General features: G+C 62.4%; 14 protein-coding genes and 1 pseudogene. 11 read left to right on the forward strand and 4 right to left on the reverse strand.

Annotated elements, in window-relative coordinates; all coding sequences use genetic code 11:
* Positions 1-877: 877 nt before the first annotated feature.
* Both CI805_RS15370 and CI805_RS15375 read right to left on the reverse strand, forming a co-directional pair.
* Positions 878-2,032, reverse strand: coding sequence for an SMP-30/gluconolactonase/LRE family protein (locus tag CI805_RS15370; protein WP_260928992.1), 1,155 nt, complete (start codon positions 2,030-2,032; stop codon positions 878-880).
* Positions 2,033-2,072: 40 nt separating this feature from the next.
* Positions 2,073-3,458 carry an MFS transporter gene (locus CI805_RS15375; RefSeq protein WP_260928993.1) on the reverse strand — a complete coding sequence of 462 codons (1,386 nt, stop codon included), beginning with the start codon at positions 3,456-3,458 and terminating at the stop codon, positions 2,073-2,075.
* Between the two features lie 307 nt (positions 3,459-3,765).
* Here CI805_RS15375 and CI805_RS15380 point away from each other — a divergent pair, with 307 nt between their 5' ends.
* From CI805_RS15380 to CI805_RS21160, 3 genes and pseudogenes are all read left to right on the forward strand, one after another.
* Positions 3,766-4,209 (forward strand): hypothetical protein, encoded by a 444-nt coding sequence (locus tag CI805_RS15380; RefSeq protein ID WP_260928994.1) that lies wholly within the window; start codon positions 3,766-3,768, stop codon positions 4,207-4,209.
* Between the two features lie 448 nt (positions 4,210-4,657).
* Complete coding sequence (locus CI805_RS15385; protein WP_260928273.1) at positions 4,658-4,933, forward strand: Arm DNA-binding domain-containing protein; 276 nt, start codon at positions 4,658-4,660, stop codon at positions 4,931-4,933.
* Positions 4,933-5,106: pseudogene (locus CI805_RS21160) on the forward strand (hypothetical protein); the annotation flags it as partial. The gene CI805_RS15385 and the pseudogene CI805_RS21160, both read left to right, overlap by 1 nt.
* Here CI805_RS21160 and CI805_RS15390 read toward each other — a convergent pair.
* Both CI805_RS15390 and CI805_RS15395 read right to left on the reverse strand, forming a co-directional pair.
* Positions 5,073-6,019, reverse strand: a protein-coding gene (locus CI805_RS15390) for an IS630 family transposase (RefSeq protein WP_260923236.1) whose coding sequence is annotated in 2 segments (ribosomal slippage) — positions 5,073-5,683 and positions 5,683-6,019 — 948 coding nt in all. Because the reading frame shifts where the segments join, the coding sequence is not laid out codon by codon here. The pseudogene CI805_RS21160 and the gene CI805_RS15390 sit on opposite strands and share 34 nt — an antisense overlap.
* A 90-nt stretch (positions 6,020-6,109) precedes the next feature.
* Positions 6,110-6,394 carry a hypothetical protein gene (locus CI805_RS15395; RefSeq protein WP_260928996.1) on the reverse strand — a complete coding sequence of 95 codons (285 nt, stop codon included), beginning with the start codon at positions 6,392-6,394 and terminating at the stop codon, positions 6,110-6,112.
* Positions 6,395-6,730: 336 nt separating this feature from the next.
* Between CI805_RS15395 and CI805_RS15400 the strand changes: the two genes are divergently transcribed.
* The 8 genes from CI805_RS15400 to CI805_RS15435 all read left to right on the forward strand — a co-directional run bounded on the left by CI805_RS15400 (position 6,731) and on the right by CI805_RS15435 (position 16,000).
* Positions 6,731-7,663 carry a LysR family transcriptional regulator gene (locus CI805_RS15400; RefSeq protein WP_260928998.1) on the forward strand — a complete coding sequence of 311 codons (933 nt, stop codon included), beginning with the start codon at positions 6,731-6,733 and terminating at the stop codon, positions 7,661-7,663.
* Positions 7,664-7,785: 122 nt separating this feature from the next.
* A complete protein-coding gene (locus tag CI805_RS15405) occupies positions 7,786-9,021 on the forward strand; it encodes an amidohydrolase family protein (RefSeq protein ID WP_260929000.1) in 1,236 nt (411 codons plus the stop codon).
* Between the two features lie 4 nt (positions 9,022-9,025).
* Positions 9,026-10,552, forward strand: a complete 1,527-nt coding sequence (locus CI805_RS15410) for a bifunctional 3-(3-hydroxy-phenyl)propionate/3-hydroxycinnamic acid hydroxylase (protein ID WP_260929002.1) — start codon at positions 9,026-9,028, stop codon at positions 10,550-10,552.
* Positions 10,549-10,980: a GlcG/HbpS family heme-binding protein gene (locus CI805_RS15415; protein WP_260929005.1), complete on the forward strand. Its 432-nt coding sequence runs from the start codon at positions 10,549-10,551 to the stop codon at positions 10,978-10,980. The genes CI805_RS15410 and CI805_RS15415 overlap by 4 nt, the downstream gene beginning before the upstream one ends.
* A gap of 2 nt (positions 10,981-10,982) precedes the next feature.
* Positions 10,983-11,873 carry a VOC family protein gene (locus tag CI805_RS15420; protein WP_260929673.1) on the forward strand — a complete coding sequence of 297 codons (891 nt, stop codon included), beginning with the start codon at positions 10,983-10,985 and terminating at the stop codon, positions 11,871-11,873.
* A 29-nt stretch (positions 11,874-11,902) separates the two neighbouring features.
* Complete coding sequence (locus tag CI805_RS15425) at positions 11,903-12,736, forward strand: fumarylacetoacetate hydrolase family protein (protein ID WP_260929007.1); 834 nt, start codon at positions 11,903-11,905, stop codon at positions 12,734-12,736.
* 64 nt (positions 12,737-12,800) lie between these two features.
* Positions 12,801-15,074: a TonB-dependent receptor gene (locus tag CI805_RS15430; RefSeq protein ID WP_260929009.1), complete on the forward strand. Its 2,274-nt coding sequence runs from the start codon at positions 12,801-12,803 to the stop codon at positions 15,072-15,074.
* A 50-nt stretch (positions 15,075-15,124) separates the two neighbouring features.
* Entirely contained in the window at positions 15,125-16,000 is an 876-nt protein-coding gene (locus CI805_RS15435; RefSeq protein ID WP_260929011.1) for an alpha/beta hydrolase, read from the forward strand.
* The last annotated feature ends 3 nt before the right edge of the window (positions 16,001-16,003 follow it).

A 16,003-nucleotide genomic window follows, 5' to 3' on the forward strand; every position in this document is an offset into this window, starting at 1 on the left:
CGGCTACGAGTGAGATCGGTCCGGCAGGCAGCGATGCGGCGACTTGCCCAACTGCTTGTCCGTCAACGTAGAATGTCTGGCGTCCGTTCAGCGATACCAGGGCATAGCGGTGCCATCCCGTTGGCGTTCGAGGGGTTTTGCCGGAGATGGTGCGATGGCCTGCGCGCAGCATCGGGCGCCCCTGCTCAAGCTGAAGCGACAGCAGCGTCTGCGAAGGGTCTTGCGTGTCTGCGGACGATGAAACCGTGTCCGTTTGTTTGGGAGCGGATTTCAAGGCGATGAGCGTGCCGGACGAGACATCCGGCAGGTCCGCCCAGAAGGTTATCGACCAGGTGCCTGCAGGAAGATCGACTTGCTGTGACCATTCCGGTCCCGCCGATATGGTGGCCAGATTGAAAGGCCCCGCCACTTGTGATTGCGCTTCCCATGGAAGCAGCAACATGCTCGCCAGTGTGCCTGCGCCAAGACAGGTGTGCCAAGCTTTCGCCGGTTTGCCCATTCCTATCCTATCCCTGTTTTATGTTCTGCTTCTCACAAGTATGAGCAGAGAAACATTTATCTCGAAAAAAGACAAATTGTTTTGTCTATTTGGGTGATGTCGCCTTCGTTGTTCGAGAAAGCGGGGAAGGCCTTTGATAAATCCAGTTCGTTAAGGGATAGAGGCGAGCAAACCGGCCCGCACGCGACATCGCGACCCGCGGTGCGTCGCGTAACGCCCGCTATGCCGTAGCAGGCTGATGATCTCCGGTTCATTGGTGCTAAGTTGCTTGGGATGCGATGGGGAAGCTGCGGAAAACATCTTCCCTTAGGAATCTGGCGCCGTCATGCGCCTGAGGGCAGGCTTCAGATCATGGGCGCGTCCATGCTTATTCCTTCGTCAACTGAAGGCGGCGCCCTGTGTCTGGACCTGAAGGGTATAAAGCGATTGACCGCAGCACATCATGAGCATGTTCCGCTTGGGTCCGGCGAAGGTGAGGTTGGCGCATAATTGTGGCAAACGAATGCGGCCGAGCAGCTTTCCGGTCGGTGACAATACCTGTACGCCGCCATATCCCATCGGGCCGTTCACGCCGCACCACAGATTGCCGTTTACGTCGACCCGGAACCCGTCCGGGCTGCACTTCACCCCATCCACCGTCATGTCGCTGAACAGGCGCTGGCGGCTGACCGTCTTGCCGTTCACATCGAAGGCATAGATCACGGACTTGCCGCCTTGATGTGTGTCGCCCGGCGCCCGCCCTGTGCTGGCAACGTAGAGCGTCTTGTAATCCGGGGAAAAGGCGATGCCGTTGGGATCCGGCAGATCCTTTTCGTCGATGACCTTGCTGATCGCGCCGTCCGCATTGATGCGATAGCAGTTGCCCGGGCCGCGCACCCGGCCGCCTGCAAGGCCCGCCAGTTCCGAGCCGATGCGCGGGTTGAGGCGGCCTGCGGCATTGCTTGGACCTCCTACGAAATCGGGATGGCCTTCGGACAGTGTGTCGCCATATCCGGGGTCCGTGAACCAGATACTGCCATCGGCATGAACGGCGATGTCGTTGGGGGAATTGAGCCCCTTGCCCTCGAAGCCATCAGCCAGAACGGTGATCGTTCCGTCATGCTCGTGCCGCACGATCCGGCGGAAGAGATCCTCGCATACGATCTGCCGCCCTTGCGCATCGAAGGCATTACCGTTCGAATTGAACGACGGAGAGCGAAACGCCGTGATTTCTCCGGTCTCCCAGATATAGCGGTACTGCTTGTCCGCCTGCACGTCGCTGAAGACCAGATACTGGCCCTGTGCGGACCATGCCGGTCCTTCGAGCCAGAGCCCCTTGTCCCAGATCCGGCGGATTTGCGTGATGCCCAGTAGCAGGTCGTTGAAGGCAGGGTCGATGACCAGGATATCGGGATCGGGATAGATCACCGGGTCGGCATTCGCGCCCCAGGCGCGGGGCGGATCGGTGATGACACTGCGTGGCTGGGGCCTTGTCAGCACGCCCTGGGCCATGGCCGAGGAAGGCAGGCATGCCACGGCACTCAGCAGACCCATGGCAGATCGCCTGTTCAAAACCAGTTCGTTGCTCATTCGATCATACTCCTTCGGGCAGGCAGTGTGTGGTGGATGGTGGTGTTCCGCCCCGCTTCCGGAAGGTCAGCAGGACCAGCCCACCAGCCGCGACCAGGCATAGGCCGAGTGTGGCCAGACCGATCTCGTCCGATCCGAAATGGTCGCGCGCGATCCCCAGAATGGACGGACCGGCAAAGCCGCCGATGTTGCCCAGTGAATTGATGGCGGCGGCCGCTGCAGCAACGGCGCGACCTGACAGGCGCTCTCCCGGCAGGCTCCAGAACAGCGCCGATGCTGTCATGGCGCCGGCCATGGCGAGGGTCATCGTGATCAGCGTGACCGATAGGTGCCCCGCGCCCCAACGCGCGCCGGCAATCAGAGCAAGGCCGCCAAGGATTGCCGAGCCGACCATCATCGCTTTCTTGGTCCCGGTCCGTTCCGCATGGCTGGACGCTACAATCATGCCGACGGCACAACCGATATAGGGCACGGCGGAATAGAGCCCGATGGCGAAACTGCTCTTCACGCCGCTGGCGCTGACCAGTGTCGGCAACCAGAAATTGATGCCATAGACCCCGATCACCATCAGGAACCAGATCGCCATCAGCGCCCACAGCAGGGGGAGGCGTATGACCTGCCCCAGCGGCATATCCGTGCGCTTTTGGTCCTGTCGTTCGACGGCATCGACCACCGCCTCGATTTCCTCGGACGAAAGCCAAGACGCCTGTCGTGGTCCATCTATGAGCGTGCGTGCGACAATGAGGCCCAGCACGATTGCCGGCACGGCCTCGATCACGATCATCCAGCGCCATCCGGCAAAACCAAGCGCCCCGTCGAGCGTCGACAGCAGCCAGCCGGATAGGGGCAATCCGACGACGAAGGAAATCGGCTGAGCCGCCATGAGAATGGAAAAGACGCGGCCTTGTCGCTCGGGCGGAAGCCAGTAATTGAAGTAAAGCACAAGCCCCGGAAAGAAGCCTGCTTCTGCCGCCCCCAGCAGGAATCGCAGGGCCAGGAACACCCACTGCTCCGTGTGCGGCCCGATGAGATGCGCTATCGGGGCAATAGCTGCCAGCATGGCTGCCACCACTCCCCAGGTGATCATAATCCGGGCAATCCAGAAGCGTGCGCCGACCTTGTGAAGGACCAGGTTGCTGGGAACTTCGCACAGGAAATATCCGATGAAGAATATGCCTGCACCAAGTCCAAAAACCGTATCGGTAAGGCCAAGGTCCCCGAGCATCTGCAACTTGGCGAGGCTGATATTTACCCTGTCGATGTAGGCAACGATGTAGCACACCAGCAGCAAAGGCATGATGCGCAGCAAAATCTTGCGATAGAGCGCATCATTGGCAGAGCGCATTTCTCCACGAACGGCAGGCATCGGCTTCCTCTCCAAAGGATCCATCTGGCGCAGCGGGGTTCCTTGCGGACTGCGATGGCCTGGAAGGGCGCTCGCTGCGCTGGTTTATAGAGCTGCTCGCACGGGCTTGCCGGCGCAGCGGTATAATCCGCCTTGAAGAACGGACATCGTTGATTTGTAGGAGTATAAATTCTGGCCGTTTGCCGTCAACCCATGCCTTGGAGGGATCGTTGCAAACGGTCTTTCCTGGGGTAGGCGCTTATCCGCCGATTGTCGTCGCATCGTTGGGCGCGGTATTTTTGTTCTCAGGCTGTGCAGGCCTGGAGCGCCTCGATCAATTGTCTGATAAGATATGGTCGAAATCGGTGCTGTGCATAAGCTCTCTCCCGCCCACGCGCAGATCGATTTCGCGTCTACCGGCGTCAGCCAGTCAATCATTCAGTTTTTGCAGCCGAACATCGGAATAGCTAGATTGGCCGGCTTGAACACCTTGGAAACCACACCCTCTTTCGCCTTCGCTTTAGTGTGCTTCACACTCCAGCAGGTATCGCGGAGCCAGTACAGCGGCTGCAGCATCAAGGATTTTGAACATGGGCACCGGGTCGAACAGCGGACTGCCAGCTTTATCATGAAAACTATGGCGCAGCGCCGCCGCCAGCGGTTCGCGGAAAACCTCGAATCTACGACTATCCCCAAGCACCTCGACGGGTCGTGCGCTGCGCGCAATGCAAAATGTCGGTTCGAAGGCTCAAGCGGCCCGCGGGTCCTGTCTTCATCACCCCCGGCTGTCGGGTAAAGGCAGTGGATCACTTCAACTCGGTAGGCGCTACGAGTTTTTCAAGGTATGCAGCTAACTTGGCCGCGAGCAGGGCGTGGTTCAAAGAAGCGGAAAGCTGACTCTAAAGCATTTCGTCATGTTTAAAAAACACTCTGCCGTATATTCGATAAAATGGGGTATTAATGGGGGTGCTGATCAATCAGCTTTATTGAATTATATATTAAAATCAAAAATTTATATTGAATTTTAATCCAAAAAATATCCTGCCCCGCAACCATTCTGAATACACACACGCCGTCCCGGTTAAGCCGAGGGCGGCTTTCTTGTATTTTATTTTAGCAGTTTACGCCCGAAATCAGAGCGCTGCGGCATCCCACGCAAACCCGCCACATCCCAGGACAGCGATTTGCATTTTGGGGTGCCGATGGGGGTATTATCCACTCGCCCAGAATGGATACCCCCAATCATGTCGATCACCGATCTCGAAGCCAGGTACGCCCCCAAGCGTGCGCGTGATTACATGCTCACCGATGGTGGCGGCCTGCACCTGCTGGTGCGGCCCAACGGCACCAAGCTGTGGCGGATGAAGTACCGCTTTGCCGACAAGGAGAAGCTCCTATCCTTCGGCCCCTATCCCGAGGTCAGTCCGGCAGATGCGCGACTGCGCCGCGCGGAGGCCAAGCTCGCCCTGCACAGCGTCGAGGCGCGCTCGACGTCAGTCGCCGCCTCAAGCAGCATGTAAGTCAGATCTATCGCTTTGCGATCCCGCAGGGCTGGGCGGACAAGGATCCGGCCGAGCATCTTACCGACCTGCTCCAGCCCAAGCGACGCGTGCGGCATATGGCGCGTGTAGGGGGAGGAGAGCCTAGAGCGGATTTCGATCAGTCTGGATCATATCCGCAAGAGCTGAAGTAATTGGCGCATTCGGCGGGTTGGAAGATGTCGACGAGCTTTCCGATGAGGCTCCACAGACCGCTGACTGTTCGCTCCCCGATTTTCCTTAGGAGGGCCTTGAGGCGGGAGAAAGCCTTCTCGATCGGATTGAAGTCCGGGCTGTAGGGCGGAAGGAAGCGCAGTGTCGCACCTGCTGCTTCGATCCGATCCCGGACAGCCGGACGCTTATGGCTCGACAGATTGTCCATTATGACGATGTCACCTGGCCGCAGTTCAGGTACGAGAACCTGGGCCACGTAGGCCTCGAACCAATCGCCGTTGATGGGACCGTCCAGTACCATCGGTGCGACCATGCCCGTCATGCGCAGAGCCGCGACCAGCGTAGTGGTCTTGCGGTGCCCGTGAGGGAAACCCATCCGCAGTCGCTCGCCTTTGGCACAGCGGCCATGGCTGCGGGTCATGTTGGTGGCGGTCCAGGTTTCATCGATGAAGACCAGGCGTCCTGGTTCGAGGTCGACCTGCCCCTCGAACCAATCATGCCGCTGCTTCAGGACGTCGGGACGGTCCTGCTCGATTGCATGGCCAGTCTTTTTTTGCGCGTCATGCCCCGACGTACAAAAAACCGATGAAGTCCCGCTACCGAGACGATCAGTCCGGCTGCGGCCAGATCCACCCGTAGTTCTTCCAGCGAAATGTCCTTCCGCGCCTCCCAGACAGCGAGGACTTCCGCCGCTCGTTCCTCGATCCGGCGCGAACGCACATCACCGCCTTGCGGTTTGGCGGCAAAGGCGCCCGTGTCGCGCCGAAGTGCATGCCAGCGGATCGCCGTCGAGGGGGCAACACCAAATCGCGCCGCCGCCGCCCGGCAACTCAATCCGTTATCGATCGCTGCCAAAAGCCGCGAGCGCAAATCCATCGAAAGCGGATGACCCATCCATGCCAGCCTCCTTCACCAGCACGGATTATGAATCACAAAACGCTATCGTAGGGAATCCCTACCGATTCATACCGGTCGAAATCCGCTCTAGCTGACGATGCCGGCATGGTAGAGCAGCCCTGCACCGGGCGGGACGATCCCCGCCTCGAGCCCGGTGAAGAACTCCTCGACCGTGCGGTGGCGGGCGCGGGTGAGATCGCGCCCGGCCCGGGTCTGGCGCAGTACCACCGGCATCTCCGAAACGCTCTCCACCGATGACGCCCGCGCCGCGCCCGGACGGGTGAGAACGGGCAGCGCGATCGGCGCGATGACGAAACCACCGAGCAATGCGCGGCGCGAGGTCGGCGAAGTGCCCGAGGGGGCGACCGGCAAAGGTTCGCGGTGTGTTGAAATCGTGACGGCATGACGGAGCCTGCACGCTGGCGTGCCTCATGCGTGAGCACGGGCGGTGCAGGCGGTGTCCTCTGGTCGGTCGCGTGGTTGCGGCTGTCGCAAACTATCCGGTCGATAATGCCGATCCGACAGGTCTTTATAATTGTGCAGTGCCCCGTCCGCATTGGCATACAAGGGTGTCAGCTTCTGCCGGTGCCGTGCGTTATGGCTTTTGTAGAAGAAGCCGGTCTCACTGCAGGAAGAATCTTGTGGGACCGCTAGGCGATGATGTCGACGCAAGCAATGAGGTTAGGTGTGAGCGAACGGAACGCATTTATGAAGGAAAGGCTGAACAATGTGGTGAACGGACGGCGTCTCGCGATTGATCCGCGGGCACTGATGACCTTTCGCGCAGTTTGTCAGGCGGGCTCGATCAGCGGAGCTGCACGGGATCTCAATATTTCTCAGCCGTCGGTCTCGAACACCATTGCTTTGCTTGAACGCAGTCTCGGCGCCAGCCTTTTTGCGCGTGGGCGCGGAGGAATTACGCTGACATCAGAGGGCGAAGCGCTGCAACGTCGGGCAGAGGCCTTGGCAACACTGCTGGTCGACGCTGCTCTTGATATTGATAATGCACGTCTCGGCATCGCGGGGCCGTTACGCGTTGCAGGAACGCCCGGTGCACTGCTGACACTGTTGCCTGGCGTGATTCCTGAGGTGGAAGCGCAAGTCGGAAAATTTTCCCTCAGTGTGCTGGAGCGTGATGATGCTCAATTGCTGGACATGCTGCGAAAGGGGGTGATCGAGTTGGCATTTGTCACCACTCGGATTGAGCAGCGCCCGGATGACATGGCGGAAGTCACATGCGCGAGCGATCCGTTTTCGCTGGTTGTAGGCGCGCAGCACTTTGATCTGGGCAACGAGATATCCCTGCAAGATGCTGCGGCATGGAACTGGGTTCTGCCCGAGGCACGCGGCGCCTTTCGCAGGCAGGTCGATGCGCTGTTCCTTTCGGCGGGGGTGAGCGTGCCACTGACGGCGATCCGCTGCGATTCGCTGCTGACCACCCGTGCCATCGTTCGCGAGACGGACCGGGTGACGGTGCTGCCGCGTACCGTGGTGGGCGAGGATATCGCCAATGGTTCGTTGCGCGCGATCACTATCCGCGAGGCGGAATTCGACAGGAATGTCGGTGTGTTACACCTCGCGAACCAGCCACTTTCACCGCTCGCGCAAGTGCTGTTCGAGGCCCTGCCAAGGCTGGAGTGATCCGGGCCTGCATTCCATAGTTACAGACTATGGAGATCGAAATATTCATTATTTTACATGGTATCCGCGAGGTTTTACACCGGATCAGAACCCAGAACACAAACGATTGGGGTAGAGGAACCATGCGGACACTGATCCGTAACATCACCATCTTCGACGGCACGGGAGCACCGCTGCAGCGCGGCCGGGTATTGATCGAGGATGAGCGCATCGCCGATGTCTCGCTGGGCGAGAGCGCCATGCCGGACCTTGCGGCGGATATCGTGATCGACGGGCGCGGGATGACGCTGATGCCCGGCCTGATCGATGCGCATACGCACCTGACCTGGGCATCCTCGACCGAGAAGGTCTATCACCAGTTCATTCTGCCGCCGGACGAATTGAAGGTCGCGGCCTGGCGCAACGCGCGCGTGCTGCTCGACCATGGCTATACCAGCCTCTATTCCGCCGGTGCGCTGGGGGACGGCATCGAGCCGGAGCTGGCCCGCGCGATCGAGCGGGGCGAGACGCCGGGGCCGCGTCTGGTGCCCTCCACGCTGGAGCGCAGCCCGGAAGGCGGCGAAGGGGTCGAGACTGGCGACGTGTTCAACGGTCGCGGACCCGATGCGATGCGCGCTTTCGTCGGTTACTGTGCGGACGAAGGGGTGAAGTCGATCAAGCTGGTGGTTTCGGGCGAGGATGCGCTCAAGCCCAATTCGGCGATGGACGTGCTTTATACCCGCGACGAGATGATGGCGGCGGGCGAGGCAACCCGCGAGGCGGGCCTGTGGATCGCCTGCCACGTCTATTCGGGCGAGGCGATCGGCCTGGCGCTCGATGCAGGCGCGCGCATCCTCTATCACTGCTCATTCGCAGACGAAGCCGCGATCGATCGCATGGCGGCTGACAGGGACACCTTCTTCTACGCGCCGGGGCCGGGTGTGTCGGTTGCCGCGCTCGAAGCCAATCCGCCGCCGCATGTCGACATGACGCACATGAAGGCCAGCGCGCGGATGCGCCTCGATATCGAGGCCAAGCTGGTGCCCGAACTGAAGAAGCGCGGCGTGCGCATCCTGATCGGTGGCGATTACGGTTTCCCGTTCAATCCGCATGGCCGCAATGCCCGCGATCTTGAGCATTTCGTGACCTATTACGGCTTCACGCCGGCAGAGGCGCTCCGCGCCGCAACCCAGTACGGCGGCGAACTGATGGGGATTGAGACCGGGCTGGTGAAGCAGGGCTATCTTGCCGACCTGCTGCTGGTCGATGGCGATCCGACGCAGGATGTCACCATCCTCCAGAACCCTGCCAATATCCGCATGATCATGAAGGACGGCGCGCTCCACAAAGCGCTGACCGAGCCCGAAACCGCGAGCTGACCCGATGCAACATGATGTGGTCATCATTGGCTGCGGACCTGTCGGTGCGCTGGCCGCGAACCTCCTCGGCCTGAACGGACTGACCGTTCTGGTGCTGGAAAAGGAGCTGGAACATTATCCGCTGCCGCGCGCGGTGCACCTCGATCACGAGATGATGCGCCTGTTCCAGTCCGCCGGCGTTATCGATGCGGTGGAGCCGGACATGGTGGCCACTGACGGCCACCTGCACATTGGTGCCGATCATGGCGTCATCCGCTACATGGGGACGGTTGGCCGTCCGCGTCCGTTCGGCTGGGCGAACGATTACTTCTTTTACCAGCCCGAACTGGAAACGCATCTGCGCGAAGGCATGGCGCGGCTGGATAGCGTTTCGCTCCAGCTGGGCGCGACGTTCCTCGGGCTGGATCAGGATGCGGGCGGCGCCACGGTGCGCTATCGGCAGGACGGGCACGAACATGCGGTGCGCACCCGCTGGGTGATTGCCTGTGACGGCGCGCGCAGCACGGTGCGCAAGGCGATGGGCGTCGCACTCGACGATTTGCGCTTCGAGGAGCCGTGGCTGGTGGTCGATGCCGAGGTCGAGGGCGGCGTCAGCTTCCCGCCGATCTCGGGCGTGCCTGCCGATGCCGATTTGCAGCGCCTGTCCGTAATGATGTGTGATCCCGCGCGCCCGGCGACGGTTGTTCCGGGACGCCGCGACCATCGTCGCTGGGAGTTCATGCTGCTGCCCGGCGAGGACGATGCCGAGATGATGCGCCCGGAAAAGGTGCGCGAACTGGTCGGCGCGTGGATGAAGGACGTGCCGCACACTATCTTGCGCGCGGCGACCTATCGCTTCCATGGCCTTGTCGCCGAGCGCTGGCAGATGGGCCGGGCGTTTCTGGCGGGCGATGCCGCGCACCAGACGCCGCCGTTCTTCGGGCAGGGCATGTGCCATGGCCTGCGCGATGTGGCGAACCTAGCCTGGAAGATGGCCGCGATCGCCAATGAGGGGGCTGACGAGGCGATCCTGGACACCTACCAGCCCGAGCGGGACCCGCATGTTCGCGCGGTGATCGGCGCTGCGGTGAACGCCGGACGCTACATCTGCGAACTCGATCCCGCAAAGGCGGCAGTGCGCGATGCGGAAATTCGCGAGCGGGCCAGGAGCGGCGAAACCGCGCACGACCTGATCCCCGCCATCGGCGCCGGACTGGTCATGCCCAGCAAGGGCGCAGGCGCGCGCTTTGTCCAGCCGCTGTTGCAGAACGGCGGTCGGCTCGACGATCTGGCCGGGGGCGGCTGGCGGTTGTTCGTACGCGGATCGGGCGGTGGGCTGCCTGCGTGCGGGGTCGCGGTGATCGGCGCTGCGCACCTGCCGGATGGCGGCGCGGTAACACGCTGGCTTGACGATCACGAAGCCGACGCGGTGCTCATACGCCCCGACCACTACGTTTTCGGCACCGAGAAAGGGCGCGGTGCCGCACTGCTGGCCGCCCGGCGCAAGATGCTCTTCGGGAACGCAACAGAACATCAGGAGCAGGCCGCATGAAACTGACGCTGAAGAATGCGCGGGTGATCGTCGACGATACGCTTGCCGCCGCGCGCGACAGGGGCGCACAGCCGCTTGCCGTGATCGTCCTCGACGAAGGCGCGCATCCGATGGCTTTCGCGCGGGAGGACGGGGCCAGTCTGTTCCGTTTCGACATTGCCCGCGCCAAGGCCGCAGGCGCGCTTGGCATGGGTGCGGATACGGCGGTGCTGGCAGAGCGGGCCAGGGGCAATCCGGTGTTCTTCCAGAGCCTGGCCACGGCGGTCGGCGGCCAGATGGCGTTCTCGCCCGGCGGTGTGCTCGTGCGCGACGAGAGCGGCACCGTTATCGGCGCGGTGGGCGTCAGCGGCGACACTGGAGAATGCGATGCCGAATGCGCGGCAGCGGGGATCGCGGCCGCCTTTATCAGGAAGGGAATCTGCTCGTGACCATCCGTCTGCGCAGCATCGAACTGGCGCTGCCCGATCCGGCAGCGGCAGCGGCGTTCATGACCGGCATCTGGGGCATGGCCGAGGCCGGAGAGCAGGGCGGCACGCGCTATCTGCGCGGTTCCGGCCCGTTCCCCTACCTCGTCGCGCTGGAGCCTTCGGAAAGCGAGTTTGTGCGCACGACGACCTTCGTGTGCGATGCGGCTGACCTTGCCGCGCTGTCAGCGCGGGTGAGCGAGGCGGGGTGGACGGCGGCGCCTGTTACCTCGTCCGATCCGGGCGGTGGCCATGGCCTGCTGGTCGAGCTGCCCGAGGGCGTGCTGCTGCGCTTTCTCGTCGACGCAGCGGAAGTTGCGCCGATCGCGGGCAAGGACCTGCCGGTCAAGCTCACGCATGTGGTGTTCAACGCAGCGGATGCGGAAGGGTGCGGCGATGCCGTGGAGCAGGTGCTCGGCTTCCGCGTGTCGGACCGTACCAAGGGTATGGTTTTCGTGCGCTGCAACGACAGCCACCATTCCACCGCCTTTGCTCGCGCTGGGTTCACCTCGCTCAACCACGTCGCTTTCGAGATGGAGGATATCGACGCGGTGATGCGCGGCATCGGCCGCTTGCGCGATCATGCGCAGGTGCCTGCCTGGGGACCGGGCCGCCATGGGCCGGGTGCCAATGTCTATGCCTATTACATCGCGCCGTTCGGCCCGGTGATCGAGTTCTCCACGGCGGTCGAGAAGGTGGCCGAGGACTATCGGGTCGGTGCGCCGGATGACTGGACCTGGCCTGAAGGCCGGATCGACCAGTGGGGCATGTCGGACAAGGATTTCGAGGGCTTGCGCCGCGCCGAGGAGCGCTTCCGCTTCCGGCGCGACTGGGAGCCTGCGCCGCTGGGCGCCTGAATGCAGCATTTGCGAAGAAAGAGACGGACATGACGCAGTACATCAGCTTCAAGCGCCCTGACGGCACCGCCAGCTTCGGCCGCCTTGAAGGCGGGACGGTGCACGATCTGGGCGCGCCCGGTGGCGATGCATGGTTGAAGGATGCGCTCGGCGGCGATCTGGCGGCTCTGGCTGTCACCGGCGAGTATGCGCGCGCCGAGGTTACGCTGCTGCCGGCGGTGCCCAACCCCGAGAAGATCCTGTGCGTGGGCCTGAACTATGCCACCCACGTTGCCGAGACCGGGCGCGAGCAGAAGGATCATCCCGCGATCTTCACCCGCTGGGCCGACAGCCTGATCGCCGATGGTGAGCCGATGGTCCGTCCGCCCGAAAGCGAGCGTTTCGACTACGAGGGTGAACTCGCCATCGTGATCGGCAAGCCGGGGCGTCGCATTTCCAAGGCTGATGCGATGGATCACATCGCCGGTTATGCGGTGTTCAACGACGGCTCGATCCGCGACTGGCAGCGCCACAACATCCAGTTCACGCCGGGCAAGACCTGGCCCGGCACCGGCGCCTTCGGTCCGGCGATGATCCCGGCGCACGAGGTGTCCGATCTCACTTCGCTGCGGGTGCAGACGCGCCTCAACGGCGAACTGCTGCAGGACCAGCCGATCTCGGACCTGATCTGGGATATTCCGACGGTGATCGAATACTGCTCCACTTTCACCACCCTCAATCCCGGTGACGTAATCGCCACCGGTACACCGGGCGGTGTCGGCGACAAGCGCAAGCCGCCGCTCTACATGAAGGCGGGTGACACCGTGGAAATATCGGTCGGGCCGATCGGGACTTTGACCAATCCGGTAATCGACGAAATCTGAATTTTCGCCCTTCAATACTCAAAACTCAAAAAACAAACCAAATACCTGTCAGGGAGAACAGACCATGCAAAAGACTGGGCAAAAGACCAGGCAATTCGCTCTGCTGTGCGGCGTCGCGGTTTCGGCTTTCGGCGTTCCGGCCATGGCGCAGGACGCCACCAGCGCCGAACCCGCCGCTGCTGCACCGCCGCCGTCGGAAATCATCGTCACCGCGCAGCGCCGCGCCGAAAAGGTGACGGAAGTTCCGATCTCGATCACCGTCGCCAGCGCCGCGCAGCTTGAGCGCCAGCAGGTGAATACCGTGAACGATCTGGCCCGCATTGCGCCGAGCCTCGAGATTCAGGCGGCGCCGGGCCAGAACACCGGTGGCGGCGGTTCGATCCGCGGCATCGGCACGATGACCTTTTCGCCAGGCGCGGTGGCTTCGGTGGGCGTGGTCGTCGATCAGGTCAGCCAGGGCAACGCCAATATTTCCGATCTGTTCGACGTTGCCCGTGTCGAGGTGCTGAAAGGCCCGCAGGGCACCCTGTTCGGCCTGACCACTTCTGCGGGCGTCATCAACATCACCACCAACGCGCCCAAGTTCGGCGAGTTTTCCGCCCGCGTGCGCACCGAACTGTCGAACGCGGGAACCGCCGGTGCCAAGTACGGCAATCAGGTGGTGCAGGGCGTCGTCAATATTCCGATCTCGTCCAACATGGCCGCGCGCATTTCCGGCGTTGCCAACTTGCGTCAGGGCGTGGACCGCAATGCCACGACTGGCGATCTCAACGACAACAACCGCTATTCGGTGCGCGGCCGCCTGCTGTGGGAGCCGACCGATCGCCTGACCGTGAACCTGATCGGCGACTATGCGCATTCCAGCGCGGAGAACGGCGGCGACTTCTTCACCTTCATCAAGACCAGTGGCCCCGGCTCGTTCTTCGGCGGCGCGGGCTATGACGCGGTGGGCATCACCGATCGCCTCGCCAGCTGCGGTGTGACCGTGAAGGAGGGCAACCGCGACTACTGCACCAGTTCGCACTACAAGGGCACGACGAGCAACTACGGCGGGTCGGTGCAGGTGGACTATGCCGCCGATCCCTTCACACTGACCTCAATCACCGCCTATCGCAAGTCGGGCGAACTGGGCTCTGGCGCCTCTTCCAACGTCTTCCGTGGCGATCCGCTGGAATTGCAGGTGGAAAACGAACCGGTTGATCGCAACCTGAACCTCTTTACGCAGGAATTCCGCGTCAGTTCGGCAGCCACCAACACTATCGAATATACCGTGGGGGCGTTCTATTCGAACCAGAAGCAGAATCGCGATCCCGAGACGGTGAACGTCACGCTGGTTCCGGCGGAAAATGTTGTGATCCCGATCGCCTCTACGACGGTTCCCGCGCTGACGATCCGCGATGAATCGCTGGCGTTCTTCGGGCAGGCGACCACGCACATCGGGGATTCTCTGCGCCTCATCACCGGCACGCGCTACACCACCGATCGTTTGTCGCTGCAGATGCCGAGCACTGCCGATACCGTGCTCAATGCCGAGGAATGGTCGTGGCGTCTGGGCGCGCAATACGATCTGGCGCGCAACACGATGGCCTATGCCACCGTTTCGCGCGGCTTCAAGGGTGGCCAGATCGCGGTGCCGACCGATGGCCGCACGCCCTATGTCGTCCTGCCGGAAATCCCGACCAGCTACGAAGTGGGCTTCAAGTCCACGCTGTTCGGCGGCTGGGTGGCCGATGTCAGTGCGTTCTACATGAAGATCGACAACTTCCAGGCGCAGAGCTGCACCGTGGATGGAACCGGCGTGATCTCGTGCGACCAGAAGAACGTGAACGGCGTGAAGACGCGCGGCGTCGAGGTGAATTTCTTCGGCAACATCACCCCGAACCTCTCGCTCAACACCGGCTTCATCTATGCCAAGGCGACCTATCCCAAGGGCTATCTCGGCACCGACGGCACGGACATCGGCGGCAGCCAGCTGGCCTATTCGCCCCGCTACAAGTTCACGCTTTCGGGTGAATACACCGTTCCGATCGGCGAGCGTCTGGGCGCTTTCCTGGCAGCGGATACCGTGTGGAAGTCGCGCATCCGCTATGAGGAGAATTCCTATTCGGGCACGACTTTCCGCCCGCACTGGATGGTCGGCGGCCGGATGGGGCTGCGAACGCAGGACCAGCGTTATCAGGTCTCGGTCTTCGTGCGAAACCTGTTCAACGTGCATGAGCCGTCGCTGATGCAGAGCAGCTTCCCCTATACGACGGACAGCGGCGAGGCGAATGTCGGGGCGATCTATGGCCCGCAGTCGTTCCGCAACGTCGGCATCAGCCTCGATGCCAAGTTCTGAAGCCCCAGGTTCTGAAGCGACTGCCTGAAACGACCGGAGAGAAACCGACGATGACCGGACCCCAACCCGCCGAAATCCGCAGGGCCATCATGGCGATGGGCAGCGGGATGGGGCCGCAGGTCGTGGCGGCGTGCCGCGACCTGTTCGCCGCCGAACAGCAGGGGCTGGCCGAGAAGATCGCTCCGGTGGCGCTCGATTGCGCCTATGGCGATGATGCGCGCCATCGGCTCGACCTCTATCGCGATAGTGAGCATGAGGGCCTTCCCGTCCTGCTGTTCGTCCATGGCGGCGGTTTCCTGATGGGTGACAAGGGGGGCGAGGGCTCGCAGAGCGGCTGGTCGAGCGCCCATATCGGGCGCTGGGCCGCAGCCAACGGCATGCTGGGCGCAGTGATGAACTATCGCCTTGCGCCCGATCACCAATGGCCAGCCGGGGCGCAGGACGTCGGCGCCGCAGTGGCATGGCTGCGCGAAAATGCTGCGCAGCATGGCGGCGATCCGGCGCGGATCGTGGTGATGGGCACGTCGGCGGGGGCGGTGCATGTCGCGGGCTTCCTGCGCGACGATCCGCACCATGCCGATCTCGTGAAAGCGGCGATCCTGCTGTCCGGGCTCTACGGATTCACCCCTCTCGATGACCGGGACGAGCGCTATTACGGGCCTCAGGCGGATTACGCATCCCGCATGCCGCTGGGGGCTGTCGTTGCGACCGGTCTACCGCTCTACCTCGCCGGGGCGCAGTACGATCCGCCGCGCTTCCAGCGGGAGTGGGCCGGGCTGATGCAGGCGCGTTTGGAGCGCCACGGCACTCTGCCGCGCGGCTATCTCGCCAGCGGGCACACCCACTACACACTGCCGATGCATCTTGGCACTTCGGACACGCGCCTGTCCGATGAGCTTCTCACCTTCCTTTCTGACACCCTGTGAAAG

Origin of the sequence: Novosphingobium sp. 9, assembly GCF_025340265.1 — a bacterium.
Classification (GTDB): domain Bacteria; phylum Pseudomonadota; class Alphaproteobacteria; order Sphingomonadales; family Sphingomonadaceae; genus Novosphingobium.